14 protein-coding genes are annotated in these 18541 nt (G+C 34.3%); 7 read left to right on the top strand and 7 right to left on the bottom strand.

Features of this window, described 5'->3' with window-relative positions; all coding sequences use genetic code 11:
- Nucleotides 1–487 precede the first annotated feature (487 nt).
- The 7 genes from ABXH06_RS05255 to ABXH06_RS05285 all read left to right on the top strand — a co-directional run bounded on the left by ABXH06_RS05255 (nucleotide 488) and on the right by ABXH06_RS05285 (nucleotide 7933).
- A complete protein-coding gene (locus tag ABXH06_RS05255; protein WP_353517521.1) occupies nucleotides 488–931 on the top strand; it encodes a PDDEXK family nuclease in 444 nt (147 codons plus the stop codon).
- A gap of 199 nt (nucleotides 932–1130) precedes the next feature.
- A complete protein-coding gene (locus ABXH06_RS05260) occupies nucleotides 1131–2318 on the top strand; it encodes a tetratricopeptide repeat protein (protein WP_353517522.1) in 1188 nt (395 codons plus the stop codon).
- Nucleotides 2308–3273 carry a M20/M25/M40 family metallo-hydrolase gene (locus ABXH06_RS05265; protein ID WP_353517523.1) on the top strand — a complete coding sequence of 322 codons (966 nt, stop codon included), beginning with the start codon at nucleotides 2308–2310 and terminating at the stop codon, nucleotides 3271–3273. Before ABXH06_RS05260 ends, ABXH06_RS05265 begins: the two co-directional genes overlap by 11 nt.
- Before the next feature lie 81 nt (nucleotides 3274–3354).
- Entirely contained in the window at nucleotides 3355–3912 is a 558-nt protein-coding gene (locus tag ABXH06_RS05270; RefSeq protein ID WP_353517524.1) for a phosphoribosyltransferase, read from the top strand.
- Between the two features lie 89 nt (nucleotides 3913–4001).
- Nucleotides 4002–5234 (top strand): alkaline phosphatase family protein, encoded by a 1233-nt coding sequence (locus tag ABXH06_RS05275; protein ID WP_353517525.1) that lies wholly within the window; start codon nucleotides 4002–4004, stop codon nucleotides 5232–5234.
- Between the two features lie 107 nt (nucleotides 5235–5341).
- Nucleotides 5342–6553, top strand: coding sequence for an EAL and HDOD domain-containing protein (locus ABXH06_RS05280; RefSeq protein ID WP_311575361.1), 1212 nt, complete (start codon nucleotides 5342–5344; stop codon nucleotides 6551–6553).
- A 138-nt stretch (nucleotides 6554–6691) separates the two neighbouring features.
- Complete coding sequence (locus tag ABXH06_RS05285) at nucleotides 6692–7933, top strand: tyrosine-type recombinase/integrase (protein ID WP_311575363.1); 1242 nt, start codon at nucleotides 6692–6694, stop codon at nucleotides 7931–7933.
- A 45-nt stretch (nucleotides 7934–7978) separates the two neighbouring features.
- Here ABXH06_RS05285 and ABXH06_RS05290 read toward each other — a convergent pair whose 3' ends face one another.
- The 7 genes from ABXH06_RS05290 to ABXH06_RS05320 form a co-directional block, all read right to left on the bottom strand.
- A complete protein-coding gene (locus ABXH06_RS05290; RefSeq protein ID WP_353517526.1) occupies nucleotides 7979–9358 on the bottom strand; it encodes a class II fumarate hydratase in 1380 nt (459 codons plus the stop codon).
- A gap of 776 nt (nucleotides 9359–10134) precedes the next feature.
- A complete protein-coding gene (locus ABXH06_RS05295) occupies nucleotides 10135–10602 on the bottom strand; it encodes a hypothetical protein (protein ID WP_353517527.1) in 468 nt (155 codons plus the stop codon).
- A 74-nt stretch (nucleotides 10603–10676) separates the two neighbouring features.
- A complete protein-coding gene (locus ABXH06_RS05300) occupies nucleotides 10677–13718 on the bottom strand; it encodes a type I restriction endonuclease subunit R (protein ID WP_353517528.1) in 3042 nt (1013 codons plus the stop codon).
- 21 nt (nucleotides 13719–13739) lie between these two features.
- Nucleotides 13740–14408: a retron Ec78 anti-phage system effector HNH endonuclease PtuB gene (ptuB, locus tag ABXH06_RS05305; protein WP_353517529.1), complete on the bottom strand. Its 669-nt coding sequence runs from the start codon at nucleotides 14406–14408 to the stop codon at nucleotides 13740–13742.
- Between the two features lie 3 nt (nucleotides 14409–14411).
- Nucleotides 14412–16043 carry a retron Ec78 anti-phage system effector ATPase PtuA gene (gene ptuA / locus ABXH06_RS05310; protein ID WP_353517530.1) on the bottom strand — a complete coding sequence of 544 codons (1632 nt, stop codon included), beginning with the start codon at nucleotides 16041–16043 and terminating at the stop codon, nucleotides 14412–14414.
- Nucleotides 16036–16968, bottom strand: coding sequence for a retron St85 family RNA-directed DNA polymerase (locus tag ABXH06_RS05315; protein ID WP_353517531.1), 933 nt, complete (start codon nucleotides 16966–16968; stop codon nucleotides 16036–16038). Before ABXH06_RS05315 ends, ptuA begins: the two co-directional genes overlap by 8 nt.
- Nucleotides 16969–17200: 232 nt before the next feature.
- The gene (locus ABXH06_RS05320) at nucleotides 17201–18541 is read right to left on the bottom strand and encodes a restriction endonuclease subunit S (protein WP_353517532.1); all 1341 of its coding nucleotides are present in this window, start codon (nucleotides 18539–18541) and stop codon (nucleotides 17201–17203) included.

The following is an 18541-nucleotide window of genomic DNA, read 5'->3' on the forward strand; positions in this document are numbered from 1 at the left end:
TAGAAAAGCCCGTTACGATAGTGACGGGCTTTTTGCTTTTTAAGTTACAACGATAAAATCAAGATAAAGGTTTGTAGTGCAATACCTTCGAGTAGAGTTCAATTTCTATTTCACCGCAATATTCTAAGAAACCGCTAATTGAAAAGTTAGCGGTTTTTTTCGTCTTAAATTTAATTATTAATCATAGGGTTTGTAGCGCAATACCTTTGAGTAGAGTTCAAATTTCTATGCAAAAAGTACGTGGTATTTTTATGACTTTTCGTTCGATAAAAATTAAATAAATTCTTAAGATTGTAAGTACAACACTTTAATTAAACCTGCTTTTAATATTTTTATGTTCAAAGTTTAAAGTCAATAAACTGTTTTTTTACAAAAGGTTGCAGTTTAAGTGATAAATAGTTACTGTAACTGTATAAATATCAACCGACGGATGTTGGTAATATTTGATAATAATAATATAAAAATATAATTGAAGAGGGGATGTTCTATGGAAAAAGTAAAAACTGAAGGTGGAATTGAAAACGAAAATTTATTCCGTGCACTTGTTACGGCACCAATTGCGGTCTTTTTTGTCATAATAGCGGTTAATTCAGTCACATCATCCGGTTTATTTTTATTTAAGTTTATCTTTGTTTGTATGGCGATATATTTTTCATTAAGTACACTCGCGTATGCAGCTTTCTATTCAAATGACCATCAAACAGAAAAAGCAGATAAAATTTTTAACAATAAGAATTTTTTCAACTTAGTGTTTACAGCTCCGATTTCTTTATCGCTGATAATTTTCACCGCTTTATCATTTTCTTCAAATGCAAGTCTGTTTTTTAATATTGTCTTTGGAGCGTTAGCTTTTATTTCCTGCTTATATACAATTGCTTATGCTGCTTTTTATACTAATGATTGTTATGAAGACAATGCCGAGGCTCATTAATTACTACTCTTTATTTATCAGCTACAGTCTTTAAATGTTGAAAAGCCCAGTAACTATATTGTTATAGGGCTTTTCAACATTTAACGAGTAAATTGTAATAAACTATGAATGGTGAACAGAAAACATACAATTCCGACAAGATTGATATATAGTTAGTGTTATAAGCATTCTAATTTATGAGAAATCTATTGGAGGTTTTATGCTTAAGCTATCTTATAAAAAATTATTCATTATTTTTTCTTGGCTTTTCATTGTTTCATGCCAGTCAACTATTGCGACTTCTGATAATACGCCTATTTATAACGAATTATATTTAGATGATGAATTTGAAGTTGATTCAGCACAATCCATAGAATCCGAAGAAGAAGTGTTTGCGCTCGATGATGAAATGAAATTAATGGTAACTGAAAAGTTACTTTCAGTACGAGCCCCAAATAAAAGAGCTAAACGATTATTAAGACATATTTTTGCAAAAGAAAATATCGATTTAGCATATCAAAGCGCTGCCAATCTCACGGCTAGTCAAGCCTACCATAGTCAAACGGCTAATTGTATGTCGCTCACAATCATGGCCTATGCTTTAGCGAAAGAAGCCGGGCTAGATGTGAAGTTTCAAGACGTGAAAGTTCCTGAATATTGGGTTAGAAACGGGCAATACAATATGCTCACTGGCCATGTAAATCTAATACTGACTGAGGCTAAAGTCCCGAATAAAACCGTAGTTTACGGCAGAGAATTATTACAAATTGATTTTGATCCTGATATTTATAAAAAATCATTTCCGAAAAAAGTTATCACTAAAAATACTGTTTTAGCGATGTTTTATAACAATAAAGGAGCTCATGCACTTGTCGACCAAAATTATCAACTTTCTTATAAATACTTAAAACAAGCGACACTTGTTGACCCGTCGTTTTCATCGGCATGGGGGAATTTAGGTATTCTATATAAGTTAAACGATTTAACTGACTTCGCGGAAAAAACTTATAGACATGCCATTGAATTAGATAACGATAACCTGACAGCACTAACTAATTTATCGCTATTATTAGAAGATAATAATAACCTTGAACAAGCACGTAAAATTGAGAAAATGTTGCATGATAAACGCATTAAAAACCCTTATTATCATGCGTTATTAGCAGATGAAGCTTTTTTTAGAGGTGACAACCAAAAAGCTTTAAAACATTATAAACGCGCTATACGTATGGATAATAAAGTCCATGAGTTCTATTTTGGTATTGCTAAAGTTTATTATGCCTTAAACCGAATAGAACGAGCCGAAAATGCGATGAATAAGGCCATTGCCTACAATCGTGCTTCTGCAATTGAATCCCAATACCTAGCGAAATTAAATTTTTTAAAAGACTTGGAGATTGACAATTAAACACAGAGTTAGCGTATTAGGTTTGATATCTGCTGGTTTACTCGTCTGTAGTGCATGTCAATCAACAAACACAGTAGAATATTTAAAACCATTAACAATAAATATTAAATCAGAACAACTACTGAATCATTTTAAAGTCTTGTCATCAGATACTTTTCAAGGACGAAAAGTGTCAACAACAGGCAATAAAAAAGCTCAACAATATCTTATTGACCAGTTATCAACCTTATCCGTTCAAGGTTTTAAAGGGCAATACAAGCATTCTTTTCATTATGGCTCTTCTACTAATCCTAAATCTGGTAACAATATAATCGCTTTCATTCCTGGTAGTAACGAAGCAAATAAGTATATTGTATTAACGGCACATTTTGATCATTTAGGTACTAAAGGTAATCGCATTTTTAATGGTGCAGATGATAATGCTTCTGGTACATCGGCATTACTTGCTATGGCTGAACAATTAGTTAATCAACCATTGTCACACCATATTATTGTTTTATTCACAGATGGCGAAGAAAATGGCTTAAAAGGGAGTAAAGCATTTATTCATGATAATCAAGAGTTACTCAAAAACATTAAGTTAAATATTAATATGGATATGCTTGCCGGTAGTAAACGCAGCAAAAACTTACATTTTATTGCGCGTGGTTTAACTAAAATATTGACCGATAATCAACTGACTATGTTTTATCAAAATCAACAAACCCGAGAGTTCTCTGTTGTTAAAGGGTTTAAACGAGAAAGGCATTCATTAAACAAACGGACTCATTGGTTGCTTGCCAGTGATCATAGTAGTTTTCATCGAGCAGGTATTCCATTTATATATTATGGTGTAGGCACGCATTCAAATTATCATAACCCGAGTGATGAATACTTAAATACCAATCATCAGCTATTAGTAAACTCTACTAATATTATTTTTCAGCAACTTTTGTTTCTCGATCAGGCAATTTAAACTCATCCTACCATTAACTTTTCATGTTAAAGCACGTTATAATAGTTAAAATCTTGAAAATTAGTTATTGGATATTTCAAAATGCAAAAGCGTTTTATTACGGCACAAGAGCTTTTAGAAGACTCATTTCGTGTGGCTGCAAAAGTTTATGAAGATGGTTTTAGACCTCAGTTTATTGTTGGTATTTGGCGAGGTGGGGCACCAATAGGTATTGCTGTACAAGAATATTTTGATTTTAAAAAAGTTGAAACCGATCATATTGCTGTTCGAACGTCATCTTATTACGGAATCAATCAACAAAGTAAAGAAATTAAAGTACATGGTTTACATTACATTATCGAAAATGCCAATGCTGACGATGGTTTATTAATTGTTGATGATGTGTTTGATTCAGGTCGCAGTATTGAAGCATTAATTGCTCAATTAGAATTACTTACTAGAAAGAACATGCCATCAGACGTTCGCATTGCTTGTCCATGGTATAAGCCAAAAAACTCTAAAGTTGCAATCAAACCTGATTACTATGTACATGAATCAGATGAGTGGTTAGTGTTTCCACATGAGCTTTCAGGCTTAACACAAGAAGAATTATTATCGGGTAAAACAGATTTAGCGAATGTTAAAGACTTATTTGTTTAATAACCTTTAATTGGTTTTAATAAGCACAATAACCTCATTATTGTGCTTTTTATTTTTTGGGTGATCATTTACATGGATACGGGGAAAAAATGACACGTATTATTTTGATAAGTGTATTGGCATTAATATCGTTTAATAGTTTTGCAAAAAATCCGGTGATTTTATTGTCTGTTGATGGCTTTTCACAACGATATTTAAAGGAATACCAACCCAAGAATATTCTTGCGCTTTCTCGAAATGGCGTTATTGCACAAGGGCTTATTCCTACTTTCCCCTCAAAAACGTTTCCCAATCATTTATCGATAGTTACGGGAATGTATCCTGCTAATCACGGCATTATTCATAATAATTTTTATAACCGATCATTACAGCTATACTATACAAAAGGTGCCGCTGCAAACAATCCAGCTTGGTTATTCGCAAAGCCCATTTGGACGATAGCTGAACAACAAGGCATAAAATCGGCAATATATTTTTGGCCTGAATCTGAAGCTAAAATTGACGGTGTATTACCGAGTTATTATTTCAAATATAAACACAATGAAAGCAATTTAAACCGGATCAATCAAATCGTCGATTGGCTAAAACTCCCTGAAAATCAAAGACCAGAGTTAATCATAGGTTATTTCTCAACCATTGATGATGCAGGACATCATTATGGTCCGAACTCAACTGAACTTGCTCAAGCGGTCAAAGATTTTGATCAATTACTTGGACAATTACTCGATAAAATAAACCAAGAAACTGAGTTGACACCAAATTTCGTATTAGTATCAGATCATGGCATGATGACAGTTGATAAACAAAAAAACTTATTGTGGAAAACATTGTTTGAGAATTTTACGTCGTTAAATATTGTTAATGGACAAACGCAGTTATTCATTTACGAGAAAAATCAAAACATATTAAACGATGTCCGATCACATTTATCATCACTGCCAGTAAAATCCTATTTTCAAGTTTTTGATAAAAGCGATTATCCAGAACATTGGCATTTTAACAATCATAATGCCGCTGTTCCTGACATGGTGATTAATGCGCTACCGCCAACAATATTTATTGATGAACACTCAGACAATAATCCTGGTGTACATGGTTATGATCCTTATGGCCAAGACGAATTAACGGGCATTTTCATCACACAAGGACCAGATGTAAAAACCGGCATTCAAATTGATGCTTTTGAGAATATTCATGTATTTTCATTACTCGAAAAATTACTCGAAATATCGCCTTCTGATCAGGTTGATAGTCAAATAAGCATTCTTTCAAATGTTATAAATACTACTAAAGCTAATAAATTAATCACTAAATCTAACTAAATGTATAAATTTCCCAATGAAAACACGGTTAATACTTTATTTTCATAGGGAAAGTAGGGTATGTTTAATAGTTAATAATGAATAACAACAATAAGTCTTATTAATAGATGTATAGTACCTATATTGCACGTCAAGCGATTCTTGACAGAAACTCAAAAACCATTGGTTATGAACTATTATTCCGTGATAGTTCTGAAAATACGTTTCCTGAAATTGACCCGGATGTAGCCAGTTCAAAATTAGTCATTCAAAATCATTTATTAGGTGATATAAAAGCAATCAGTCTAGGTAAATTGGCATTCATTAATTTCACTGAAAAATGTCTTATCAATAAATATCCCTTGATGTTTGACCGTGATTCAATTGTTATCGAGTTAGTAGGGCATATCACAGCAACAGATCGTCTGATCAAAATTATTAAGTATTATAGTGAGAAAGGCTATAAAATCGCGTTAACAGAATATGATCTTGACACTAAATGGGATGCATTATTCCCATACCTTTCAATCATTAAAGTTGATATTGAATCTGTAAATCCAAAACGTTTACAACCTGTTATTGAGAGAATCAAACCGTTTAATATAAAGCTTGCTGCAGAAAAAGTTGAAACTAATTATCAGCTTCAATCGCTTGCCGAAGTTGGTTTTAATTTCTATCAAGGTTTTTTCTATCATGAACCTGAAATTCTTGAAGGGCAGACATTAGCGCCATTTAAAACGCAAATGTTAAACTTGATCAGTGAAACATTTAATATTCCACTTAATTATGATGCTATTGCAGATATTATTAGTCATGACGTCAATTTAACTGTTGGCTTACTAAAAATGGTTAACAATGTCGCTACCAGCACTAAAGTAGAAATTACTTCATTAAAACAAGCAACTGCGTATTTAGGTGAAGATAAACTTAAACAATTTGTCACGATTTTAGCGCTATCCAAATTAACCACGGATAAAACTAACGAAGTATCAAGACAAGCTTTAATCACCGCCAAACTCATGACCGCTATTGCCACAAACCAACCATTTGCTGAAATTAGTGATTTTGCCTTTATCACAGGTTTATTAAGTGCTATCGAAGTTATTCTTAGTATGCCTATCAGTGAAATTGTTAAAACGATGCCATTAGCTTCACCCATTGAACGAGCGTTAGTAAGTCACGATGGTTTATTAGGTGAATTGTTAGAGTTAACAACAAATTATATCACCGGTACTGATGACCACATTGAACCGCTCATTGAAAGATATTCACTGGACGCTGAATTTATTCATAAAGAATTTGTTGAAGCAAGCCGTTGGTGTCAAGAATTGGGTTTTTAAACAACACTTGGTAAAAGAATATTGTTCTGTGGTGCTTATTGCCGAAAAGGCATAAGTACTTCGCAATGTTAGTTTTCTATATTGATTATTCTGATAAACATCAAACACATTAGCTAAGTGCTTTTATTGGGCGAATTCATGGCTTCACAACAATTAATTCCTTTATTTCCAACCTATGATGAATTAATTAAATTGGATTTTTCTGATTATCCACAGTTATCCAAATTTATAAATGATCCAAACCAACCTTGGCGATTAACACTATGGCAATGGGGTAAATCGTTCCTTGAATATACTGGTCGCAATAAATCAATTCACACTTATGATCGTTTTAGAAACGAAGTAGAGAAATTTCTTCTGTGGGCTTTTCTTATAAAGCAATCACCGATTGATGAATACCGAAAATCAGATATTTTAGATTATGCTGATTTTTGCTGGAAGCCTCCTGTAGCTTGGATAGGTTCGAGTAATCAAGAACGATTTAAGTTACAAAATGCCTATTTTCAAATAAATGTAGCTTGGCGTCCTTTTAAAATACAAGCGCCAAAAAGCCAGTTAATTAAAGACATTGATAAAAAGAAATATCGACCATCTCAACAAACCTTAACCTCTAGCTTTACCGGTATTATTGTCTTTTATAATTATTTGATGGGGGAAGAGTTTTGCTATGGAAACCCTGCTCAAATTGCCAAAAAAGACTGTAAACATTTCATCAATGATGCACAAGTTAAAGAAATAAAACGGTTAACCTCAGAGCAATGGCAGTATTTACTGGATACCGCTGTTGAACTTGCTAATGCTGACGAAGTGTATGAACGTAATTTGTTTGTTATCGCGGCTTTAAAAACCTTATTTCTAAGGGTTTCAGAACTCTCGGAACGCGCAAATTGGTCGCCAGTGATGGGGCACTTTTGGCAAGATGAAGATGAAAACTGGTGGTTAAAAATTTATGGCAAAGGTCGAAAACTAAGAGATACCACGGTACCTCCAGACTTTTTACCCTTTTTACAACGGTATCGATTATCGCGTGGGCTTTCTGGCTTACCATCAAGTGGTGAGAATAATGTCTTAGTTGAAAAAATACGTGGCCAAGGTGGCATGACATCACGGCACTTAAGACGTTTGGTTCAAGATATATTCGATCAAGCCTATTTAAAAATGAAACAAGCTTCAGGTGAAAACAAAGCCCTAAAACTAAAAGAAGCTACAACACATTGGTTAAGGCATACCGGTGCGAGTATGGAAATTGAACGAGGTAGGGCACTAAAAGATCTGTCTGAAGATTTAGGTCATGCCAGTATGGCCACCACAGACACCATTTATGTTCAGTCAGAAAATAAAATGCGTGCTGAGAGCGGTAAAAAACGCAAAGTCGATTAAGTGATTCATTACTTCACAGTAAAACAATGATTTACCCTTTGATATTTATCTTTTACGATTATTGATAAGAAAGGATGGATCAAGACGTGATTTAAGTGTTGACTCACTCAGTTCAGTCATTTCAATGGCCACATCTAATACGGTTCTATTTTCTGCATATGCTGTCTTGGCGATTTCAGCACTTTTATCATAACCAATTAATTCATTTAGCGCGGTTGCCAATATAGGATTTTTTGCCAGATTTTCTTCAACCTTGGCATAATTAATAGAAAAATCTCGTATGGCTTTATCGGCTAATGAACGTGCGCACTGACTTAAAATTTCAATGCTTTGTACTAAGGTATGGCCGATCAAAGGTAGCATAGTGTTAAGTTGAAAATTACCAGAATGACCGGCTAAACTAATAGTTGCATCATTTCCTATAACTTGTGTACAACCCATTAAAACAGCCTCTGGGATCACAGGGTTAACTTTTCCAGGCATAATGCTACTGCCTTTTTGAAGTTCTACTAACTGAATTTCATTCAAACCATTAATAGGGCCGCTACTTAACCAACGAAGGTCATTACTGATTTTACTGATGCTAATTGCCGTTGTTTTAAGAATACCACTAACAAATACTGCAGTATCTTGAGCACTAATAGCATGAAAATAATTATCAGCAGGTTGAAAGTTTAATTGTGTTTGTTGGCTAAGGTACTCGGTAACTTTCTTCGAAAAATCGGGATGTGTGTTCACACCTGTGCCGATAGCTGTACCGCCAATTGCCAGTTTTAGTAAACTTGGCAAAGCATTATTAAGCTGTTGATAAGCATGGTTTATTTGCGAACTCCAAGCGCTAATTTCGTGTTCAAAACTAAGCGGCATGGCATCCATTAAATGTGTTCTACCTGTTTTTATCGTAGTAGCATGTTTTTTAGCTTTGCTATCTAACGTGTCACGTAAGTGCATCAAAGAGGGCAATAAATTATCGGAAATGAGTTTAGCTGCGCTGATATGAATACATGAAGGAATAATATCATTAGAGCTTTGTCCCATATTGACATGATCATTAGGATGAACCGACACATTACCTTTAGTATTAAGCTCAACCAATGTGGCTATCACTTCGTTAGCATTCATATTAGTACTGGTGCCCGAACCAGTTTGAAAAACGTCAACGGGAAATTGTTCATCATATAAACCATCAGCAATCGCTTTAGCCGCTTGTTTAATTGCATCCGTTTGCTCTGCGCCCAATAAATCCAAGGCATTATTGGCTTGTGCACAAGCGCATTTTATTTCACCTAAAGCCCACAAAAAAGCTCGAGGCATTTTAATATCGCTAATCGTAAAATTACTCATTGCTTTTGTCGTTTCAGGACCATATAACACGTTATCAATGCCGGTTTTATTTTGTTGTTCAACGTCATTTTTATTCTGCATTAAAGTTTCCTTTTTCCTGGGTTTAATTTTTTAAGCAATTGATCATCATCATTAACGCTAAATACTTATTACATTGATAAATCATTCACATCTGATAACTTGTCCATTTAACCGATGATGTCTAAACAAATCCACTTGGTGTTCCGAATAAATCAAAATTGAATTGACGAAAATGTTTTATGATTATTAGTTAATATCATAGAACAATTCTTGGTAATAACTTTTTTACATTAAAGACAGGTTAAGTAAATTTAAATCAAAAATACAAATTGGAAATAATAAATCTCAACGGTGTAAGTTTTCTCTGTTAATTTTACCGGCAAAGATACGTAAAACTTGTCAGAATTCACGTAGCGTTACGTAAGTTAAATTATTTAAAACCTTAAATCTTGAATAAACCTTATAAAAGTCAGTTTAAGTAGATAACCACAAGTATTAGTCATGTTATTGTATCCACTCTTACTATGTCCGATACTAAAAGGTATCGGATATAGTGACATGTATTTTGAATACTCTATTCACTGTCTGCCGTTCAGTGTTAATCAAAATTAAGAATTAGATCAGATCCAGCTTTCACTGGGAAATTATCTTATTGAATTGATTAGTCTATTTAGTGTTTTAGCTTACTGACATTTTACCGTTTGCAAGTTAACAAGGTGTCCTATTTTGCGTAACGCTACGTGCATGAAATTTATTTTTGCGTATATTCCCTCGTAAATTTTACGTAGCGTTAACTTAATGTCTGCGATTAAAAGTGAATTCTAGTTTAGAAAATATTACTTTAAATACTTTTCAACTTCTTTTAGCGTTAAACCATAGTTAACTTTATTTCTTACAGTCTTATTCCAATAGTTTTGAATTAGTTCGTGACTTCTAACTGTTGCGCTAATTCCATGTGCCCAATTACGCCAAATCTCTAAAGAAATTCGACCTTTTTTAAAATAAAAGTATTCTTCAACACACAAAGAAAAATACTCATCAAGTATTTCTTTTTCATCATCTGTTAAGTTATTACCTTCATCCTTATTTAGAATGAGTTCGATTTTTGAAGCTAGTTTAAAGTATCGACTATTAAAGCTAGAGAAAGCTTCTAGTTCTAATTTGTCATCTTCCATACTTTGTTTTTGAACAAAGTATACGAATGAAATAATTGCTGTAATTATTGTTATTAGATTCTTTGTATCTAAATCTTCAATTAACAGTAATGGCGCTATAACTAAAGGAACTAGCCATACAATTTTCATTTTTATCTGTTTTACAATCTTTCTATGCATTTTATTTAGCTTCGTAATTCAAACATTAATAACCGCCCTGCTTTTTATAATCCTACACTACGCTGCATGCTTTGCGTCCACGAAGCTTTAAATGCACTATCTCCTGCGAATAACTTATACAGCTCTAGCTCATCTTTACGTCTTGCTAACATGACTTCTTTAAGCATTTTTTCAAACGCTAACTCACGGTTATGCGGATCAGGGTTGTTTTGATATTTCGCTTCAAAATCAGGGTGACTTTTCACACTTTCAGCAATGTTTATAAACTTAACTTTTTGTTCATCAGGTGTTGCACTCCAGCCTTGAAACCATCTTTCGTTAAAGTTTTTAATGATCTCGTCTAGTGGATCTTTTTCATCATCCCCGCCGTGAGCACCACGAGGGTTTGGGTTTTGAGGCTCTAATTCAGTTTCACCATCATCTAGGCCTATGCCATAATTAAGTTTTACACGCTGTAAGCCGTAAGAGCTTAAATCAACGGAATCTAATAATGCATCAAGCTTTTCTGAATCAGGATCTTTAACGATTAACTTTGGAATTAAGAACTTAAGGAACCAAAATAGCTTTTCCCAAGCAACAATTTCATAAGGCATGATTGAAGCCATCTGCCCGTAAATCTTCACAAATTGTTTAGCTTTAATCTTAAAGTCGACTTTATCGTCATCTTCTAGATCTAACTCAACATTAAAACGATTAGCCGCAGTATCAATTATTGGGCTTAAGGTTTGAGCGTCTTCATTATCAAAATAGCGTTTAACAAAATCTTCAACTTCGTACCATTCATAAACGCCAATATCATCCATTGCATCTTTTAGCTCATGTAATACATTTACATCAGTTGCTTCAGATAAAGTCGTTGAAGTATAAAATGGGTCAAATGCCATTTTTATTTCATCAACACTATTAAAGAAATCAAGTACAAATAAGTCCTCAGTCTTTTTACCAAGTTTAGGTGCTGAACGGTTTAAGCGAGATAATGTTTGCACACAAAGTACGCTTGCTAACTTTTTATCTACGTACATAGAACAAAGCTTTGGCTGATCAAAACCCGTTAGGTATTTATTGGCCACAACCAACAATCGATACTCATCAGTATCAAACTTATCTTTTGTTTCACTTTCAGCAAAGCCATTCATTTCAGCTTCAGTATACTCAATGCCATCAACTTCTTTGGTGCCTGAAAATGCTATCGCTATTTTAAATGGGCTACCCTGGGCTTCTATCACTCGCTTTAATGCTTTGTAATAACGAATAGCGGTTACAATATTTTGTGTAACAACCATACCTTTGCCTTTACCACGTAGCTTTTTGGCATTTACTACATGCGGTATAAAATGCTCAAGCATAATTTCAGCTTTGGTATCTATGGTCTGTTGGCTGGTTTCAACGAAGGCGCGTAAGCGTTTTTGCGCTTTTTTAATATCAAATTCAGGATTGTCTTGAATCGATTTTTCTATCTCGTAATAACTTTTATAGGTAGTGTAATTGGCAATAACATCAAGAATAAAGCCTTCTTCAATGGCCTGTTTCATTGAATATAAATGAAATGGCTTAAAGCTACCGTCTTCTTGTTTTTGACCAAACTTTTCTAAGGTGCTGTTTTTAGGCGTTGCAGTAAAGGCTAAATATGAAGCATTACCTCGCATTTTGCGTGAGCGCATCGCTTGCAGTACTTTATCTTGCGCATCTTCAGCTTCCTCTACTTCAGTTTTTCCCATCGCTCTGTTCATATTGTCGTGTGCAGAGCCAGACTGAGAACTATGTGCCTCATCAATAATCACAGCAAAACGTTTATCACTTAAATCACTGATGCCATCAATAATAAATGGGAATTTTTGAATAGTGGTAATGATTATTTTCTTGCCATTTTCCAAGGCAGATTTAAGTTCTGATGATTTAAATGCAGGAGCAACAATGTTCTTAACTTCTGAGAATTCTTTAATGTTATCTCTAAGTTGTTTATCAAGTAACCGTCTATCAGTAACCACAATCACTGAGTCAAATAGCGGTTGTTCAACACCTTTACTACCTTGAATATCAGCAGTAGCAGGATACGTTTCTATTAACTGATAGGCAGCCCAAGTAATTGAGTTCGACTTACCTGAACCGGCAGAGTGCTGAATTAAATAAGTGTGACCAACACCGTTAGTTAAAGCATGATCAATTAAGCGGCGAACAACATCCATCTGGTGATAACGAGGAAAAAACAAGGTTCGTTTTTTCAAATCATCTTTACTACTACCATCTAAACGAACAAAGTGCTGGATGATGTTAGCAAGGCTAGCTTTGCTAAAAACCTCTTCCCATAAATAGCTTGTCTTGTGGCCCCCTGTACCAAATAAAGAGGTATTTGGTGGATTACCCTGACCATGATTATTACCTTTGTTAAACGGTAAAAAGAAGGTGCTTTTACCTGCTAACTTGGTCGTCATATATACTTCGTCAGTATCTACCGCCATATGCACTAAACAGCGACCAAACTGCAATAATGTTTGCGAGGTATCTCTATCATTACGATACTGCTTTTGCCCATGGTAACGAGCATTTTGGCCGGTCCAAGCATTTTTCAGTTCTAGAGTTATCAACGGAATACCGTTAATAAACAGCACCATATCAATTTCTTGTAACGGATTAGTTTTTGAATACCTTAATTGACGCGTTGAGCTAAATATATTGGCATTAAAGTTCTGTTTAACAGAGTTACTACTACTAGCTAATGGTGCTGGATACATCAGATTTAAATGCGCATCTTCAACACTCAATCCTTTTTTAAGCAAATGCAAAATGCCATGTTTTTTAATAAGCCTATCAAAACGCTCAAGTACTTTCCGTTCCCAGTCATTGGGGCTATTTTTCTTAAGCTTTTCTAGCTCTTGCTCTTGAGTATTTTGCAAAAACTGCCAAAATAACTTTGTATCTATGGCGTAGTGCATATCAAAATCAGCAGGATAGCCTAGCTGATACATCGTGTTGTTATAGTCAGGCGCAACCTCTTGCACACTGGCTTTTAAATCTTCTAAACAAGTGCCAGTTAGGTGCTTTTCGATTGCTGCTTCTAAAGCTTGTTCGTTTGTTTGGCTAACCATCCCTATAATATCTCCCTGCATTTAAAACAAAGCTTCAAGCACCGATGTTTGATACTCTTGTTGTATAACTTTATGTTTAATCTTGTTAAGCTCTTCACTTAGTTGCCGCTCATCTAATCCAACACTGATCTCTACTAACGTTTTTAATTCGTTCTTAAAAATATCTATTTGCCTTTTTCTTGCGCTATTTAAAGCAGCCAAATTTAAAACTCTTATTGTTTCTTTAGCTTTATGAGTGTCATTGGCTGACAAGCCTTCTTTAGCTTCTATAACACCAGTAGTTAAGAAGTTAAAAAAAGAACAAGGGTCATCTACATCAGGCTTAATTATATCGTTAGCATTATATGCACCTGGACCTTGCATACCTTGGCGATCCTTAAAATGTCCACAAGTATTACTTTCAAACTTCCCGCAACAGCCAAAAAGGTTATCCCATGAAAATGTTAAATGACGATATGGTGCTGAACCATCAGGCTTTTGACCTTTATGAAAAAAATGTTCAATGTGACCACTGTTTTTAACTGTTGCCCTTTCACAAAATGCACAAAAATTTCCTTGCATTGCTTTAAATTTTTGCCAGATCTGAGTGCGGCAAGAACTAGATGGTCTATTGCTACTCCATGATTGAGTTCTGTAATCGTAATTTGATAATGCAGCGGGTGCCGACTGAGGCCTATTTAACTTTCGCATTGTTTATGATTCTTTTTTTAATCGAGCGTTCATTTCCATTATTCGAATTTGACTTTCGCAGTCGGCCACTACAGGATGATTATCACCAAAGTGAGCCTTTATCTTTAGGAATACTTCATCACGAGATTTTTTATCATTAGCTTTCAGTAATCTTGAAAAGTCATTTAACCATTTTGCCTCTTCAATATGTTCTGGTACCGAGTTAGTTCCCATTATTCTCGCTAAAATATCAGCACTAGTAACACCCTTAGTTTGAAATTGCGGTGTAGATACTAAAAGCTCGCTGTCATCACCAAAGCAAATTTGCCTAATACACTTATTATCAACAGTAGAAAGAATTTGAGGACTGTGAGTAGTTACAATGAATTGAATATTTGGAAATGTCTTTTGTAATCCTAATAATACTTCTTGCTGCCACCTAGGGTGAAGATGAAGCTCTACTTCATCAATAATAACTATTCCATGGCCAGACAGCGGGAATTCAATATCTGGGTTTAAGGTAGAAAGGCGGAGTGCTAAATCACCAGTTAGAGCTAATAAAGACTTTTGGCCTTGAGATAATTGAGAAACATTTACTCTATTACCAAAATTATTAACTAAAATCCTAGGGCTACCACTGCTTCGATCTACAGTTAAGTCTTTTACATCTGGAACTAAAGTTTCAATGGCATCATTTACCCATTTTAATAATTTTTGGTGCTTTATTGATTTTGAGCCCAATAAACTTGCTAAGTTTTTTTTCTCAAGTTTTAGTTCCTGAGCCAACTCATTATCATCAGGTACTTTTTTTCCGCTATGAAACTTATTAATAAGTTTTTCTAAAGCCTGAATGGCTTGTTTTGATTCTTTAATCTCTTGAGTCTCTTCCCCTTCAGCTAAGTTATACAATTCTATATACAAGCGAGTAAAATCATCTAACTGTGTGCTAGCTTCTAAGCTATCTTTTAATGCATCAAACCGAGAGTCAGGGCTATTTAATAGTGCTTTTTCTAATGATGCTTTAGGTAACTTAACACTTGACCTTTCAACAGAATAAAAAGCAAATAGAGGTAAAGGTAACAAACTATGCTCCGCAACCATGCGATACATATCACCAAATTGTTTAGCTGTAGCGACAACTCCTGAAACATTTCCTGAATACCCTGAAATAGGAGACGCTAATGAAATTTCAAATTTATTATCTTTATCAAGTTGAAACTTTCCAATCAACTCTGAATAATCTTTTGCCTTTGAATTAATATCAGATTCAACAATTTTTTTACCACTAACATTACTTTTTACCAAATTTCGATTAAACCAAGTTAGAGCTTTAGCGAGTGATTCTGCAATACTTGTTTTACCTGCTCCATTATCACCAATGATAACTGTTACCTGATTATTAAAGTGAATATCTAGATCTCTAAACCGTCTAAACTCGTGAAGGTTAATAGAACTAACCTTAAACTTTAGTGATGGAAGCTTGTCAACAATCATCTCCATATATGTTTGAGCAAGCTCTTCATTTACAGCCTCAACATTCTTACCAGTTGAATAGTTTTCATATAATTGAAACATAGATAACAAATTGCCTTTAACAGCGTTTTGCTTAAGATTTTTTATAGTTTTACTATGCTCTTTGCGATCTGGCTTATTCATAACTTTCCTCAAATATTTGAGCGATCAATCTAGTTGAATACTTAACTTCCAATCGGGTTATTAAAAATGGTTCGATGTGTTTTGCGAAAGCAAGCAAACCTTTTAAATGATGAATATCTTCTTTATCCAATTTATTAAATAGGTATTGATGAACTAAGTGCTTTATGTAGCGCTTTCTTTCTCTTCCAAGAGATAAATTACCATTGTTATCTATAGTGATTCCGGTCACATGCCTGTTATGGCCTTTCGAAGAAAAAGCTGTTTTTTTTCTGTTTACATTTAACGCGTCGTTAAAATGTTCTTTTAATTTTTCTGTGACTAATTTCGGAATGCTGAATAAAGTATCTTTATGATTAGTAGAGAAAGTTAAATCATCTGCATAACGTGTGTAGACTATATCCTGGTTCGAACATAGATCAGACATTGAGACATCAAATTGAAACATGAAGAAGTTTGAAAGCATTGGAGAAGTAGGTGCGCCTATGCTCAAAATTAGTTTTCCCGAAGAAGACTTACTAGGTGACCAAAATAATAACCTTTCCATGAGAACTTTTTCTTTATCTGATGGTACTGAATAGTGTATTTTCCAAACAGACCAAAAAAGTTCGCTAGTAATTGAATTAAAGAAGTTTTCTAAATCTAATTTAAGTAAATAACGATTACGTCTATGCTTATTAGCATTATCTTTAATACTTAACCCTTCACGGTATGCCATAGCGGCATCATGAATATGTAATTTGAATAGCGATAAAAATGCTCGCTGGTATTCTTTAAGTTCTCTCGAAGGCTGTGCTATAACCCTGTGTCCTGAGGTTCGCTTAGGAATGGTATAAACTTTATATTTAAGTGGAGCACTAGCTAGAAAGCTTATCATTTCTGATTCGCCTTTATTTAAATTCTCAGCTAGTTTTTTTATAAATTCCATTCTTTGACCTACAAATAAAAAAGCCCAAAAGCATAGCTCTTGGGCTTAGCTCTTTACTAGAGGCCGCGATATGTACGCAACCTTCATGAGGAACGAATGACGGTTGCGTACATATCGCAACCGTAAAGTCGTTCAATAAATTAGAGTCTGGCTAAGCACCCGACTAGACGAATTACGTCCTAAGCTAAAGAGCACTTCAAGTGTACAACAGCCCAATAACTACTTCAATTAATTAGTGATTATTCACCTTTATCTTCCCCGTTACCGCACTGTTGATCAGCGTTGTTTTATACTCTTTAAGTTTTCCGATTTGTTGAACTTGCAGTTTAATTGCGATATCAAACTTTTCACTTTCAGAATCGATATATTTTAATATTTCTATTTGTTCCTCTTCTGGTGCAATCGGCACTGAAATATCAAATAAGTCATCTGTATATAAACGAATAAAGCCTTGAACAATACCCGTTGCTCTGATGATGAATTGCTCTATATACTTTGGGTGTCTGAAAAGAACCTCTAAATATCGCATATCATGGATATATGCTTTAGGTTTATAAACGGCATAATCAGGACTTACCAAGCCTTTAAAGTCAATATTTGATTTAAAGAAAACTCCGAGATGAGCCTTTAATTTATTGAAGACTAGATCGTTTTCATACACGATTTTATTATCTATATTAGAAGCTGCTACTTCCTCTTTTACATGGTAATCAGATCTAACAACAAGGCCATGAATTTGGCTCATCATAAATAGTGGCTCTTCACCAGTTTTAGATCTTTCATTACGCTCATCAAGCACGTATTTAAGGCGCTTAAGCACCCAATGCTTAGGGATTTCACCAACCCAATCAACACCAGAATCTTTCATTGGTATATTTGGGTTTAATCCACGAGTTACTGCTTGTTGAGTAATTATTTGCTTACGCTCTTTTAACAGCTCAATTTGCTTTTCTTTGATGGTAATAGCTTCGTCAATTTGCGCTGTTTTTGTATCGAGAAACTTAGCAATAGTCGTTTGTTCAGCCTCTAAAGGAAACCATAAGTTTGTGTCTTTCAGAATCGTTTGAGTGATACTGAAAACTTTAACACCTTTCACTTTTTTACGAATTTGATTCCTATAACTTGTTGAGTCAATGACGTATGCTAAAAATCTTGGATTTATCCTACTTTTTGGTCGTGCGATTACCGTATGATATCCGGCAAACACATCTTTCGAACTATTTAGGTAAGTAAAATTTCCTGAGCCTTCTACATCTTCTGATGTGTCAGCAAAAACAAAATCACCGTGTTTCAACAAAGAACTTTTAGAACGTTTTAAGTAATCTGTATGGACACATTTTAAAGGGTGCTTAGCTGGATCAACTTCAAAACCATATTTTGAATGAATTTCACCATAATTAACGCAAGGCACACCTTCATCTTGTAAATTTTCTTTCGTAATTGTTAGCCCTTTGCCAAATTTAAAAATATTTTTAAATCGATTTATTTTCCAATGAGTTGGTATATTCCCAAGAGCTTCGACGCCTGAATTTTTATATGCCTCATACTTAGGCATAGTCGATAAATTATCCAT

This window comes from Thalassotalea sp. SU-HH00458 (genome assembly GCF_040362795.1).
Taxonomy (GTDB): Bacteria; Pseudomonadota; Gammaproteobacteria; order Enterobacterales; family Alteromonadaceae; genus Thalassotalea_H; species Thalassotalea_H castellviae.

Bases quoted from the DNA above. Each gene is read 5' to 3' on its own strand.
- ABXH06_RS05255 (WP_353517521.1), top strand. From the start codon at position 488: ATGGAAAAAGTAAAAACTGAAGGTGGAATTGAAAACGAAAATTTATTC.
- ABXH06_RS05275 (WP_353517525.1), top strand. From the start codon at position 4,002: ATGACACGTATTATTTTGATAAGTGTATTGGCATTAATATCGTTTAAT.
- ptuA (WP_353517530.1), bottom strand. From the start codon at position 16,043: ATGAATAAGCCAGATCGCAAAGAGCATAGTAAAACTATAAAAAATCTT.
- ABXH06_RS05315 (WP_353517531.1), bottom strand. From the start codon at position 16,968: ATGGAATTTATAAAAAAACTAGCTGAGAATTTAAATAAAGGCGAATCA.
- ABXH06_RS05290 (WP_353517526.1), bottom strand. From the start codon at position 9,358: ATGCAGAATAAAAATGACGTTGAACAACAAAATAAAACCGGCATTGAT.
- ABXH06_RS05285 (WP_311575363.1), top strand. From the start codon at position 6,692: ATGGCTTCACAACAATTAATTCCTTTATTTCCAACCTATGATGAATTA.
- ABXH06_RS05300 (WP_353517528.1), bottom strand. From the start codon at position 13,718: ATGGTTAGCCAAACAAACGAACAAGCTTTAGAAGCAGCAATCGAAAAG.
- ABXH06_RS05280 (WP_311575361.1), top strand. From the start codon at position 5,342: ATGTATAGTACCTATATTGCACGTCAAGCGATTCTTGACAGAAACTCA.
- ABXH06_RS05270 (WP_353517524.1), top strand. From the start codon at position 3,355: ATGCAAAAGCGTTTTATTACGGCACAAGAGCTTTTAGAAGACTCATTT.
- ABXH06_RS05320 (WP_353517532.1), bottom strand. From the start codon at position 18,541: ATGGATAATTTATCGACTATGCCTAAGTATGAGGCATATAAAAATTCA.
- ABXH06_RS05260 (WP_353517522.1), top strand. From the start codon at position 1,131: ATGCTTAAGCTATCTTATAAAAAATTATTCATTATTTTTTCTTGGCTT.
- ABXH06_RS05295 (WP_353517527.1), bottom strand. From the start codon at position 10,602: ATGAAAATTGTATGGCTAGTTCCTTTAGTTATAGCGCCATTACTGTTA.
- ptuB (WP_353517529.1), bottom strand. From the start codon at position 14,408: ATGCGAAAGTTAAATAGGCCTCAGTCGGCACCCGCTGCATTATCAAAT.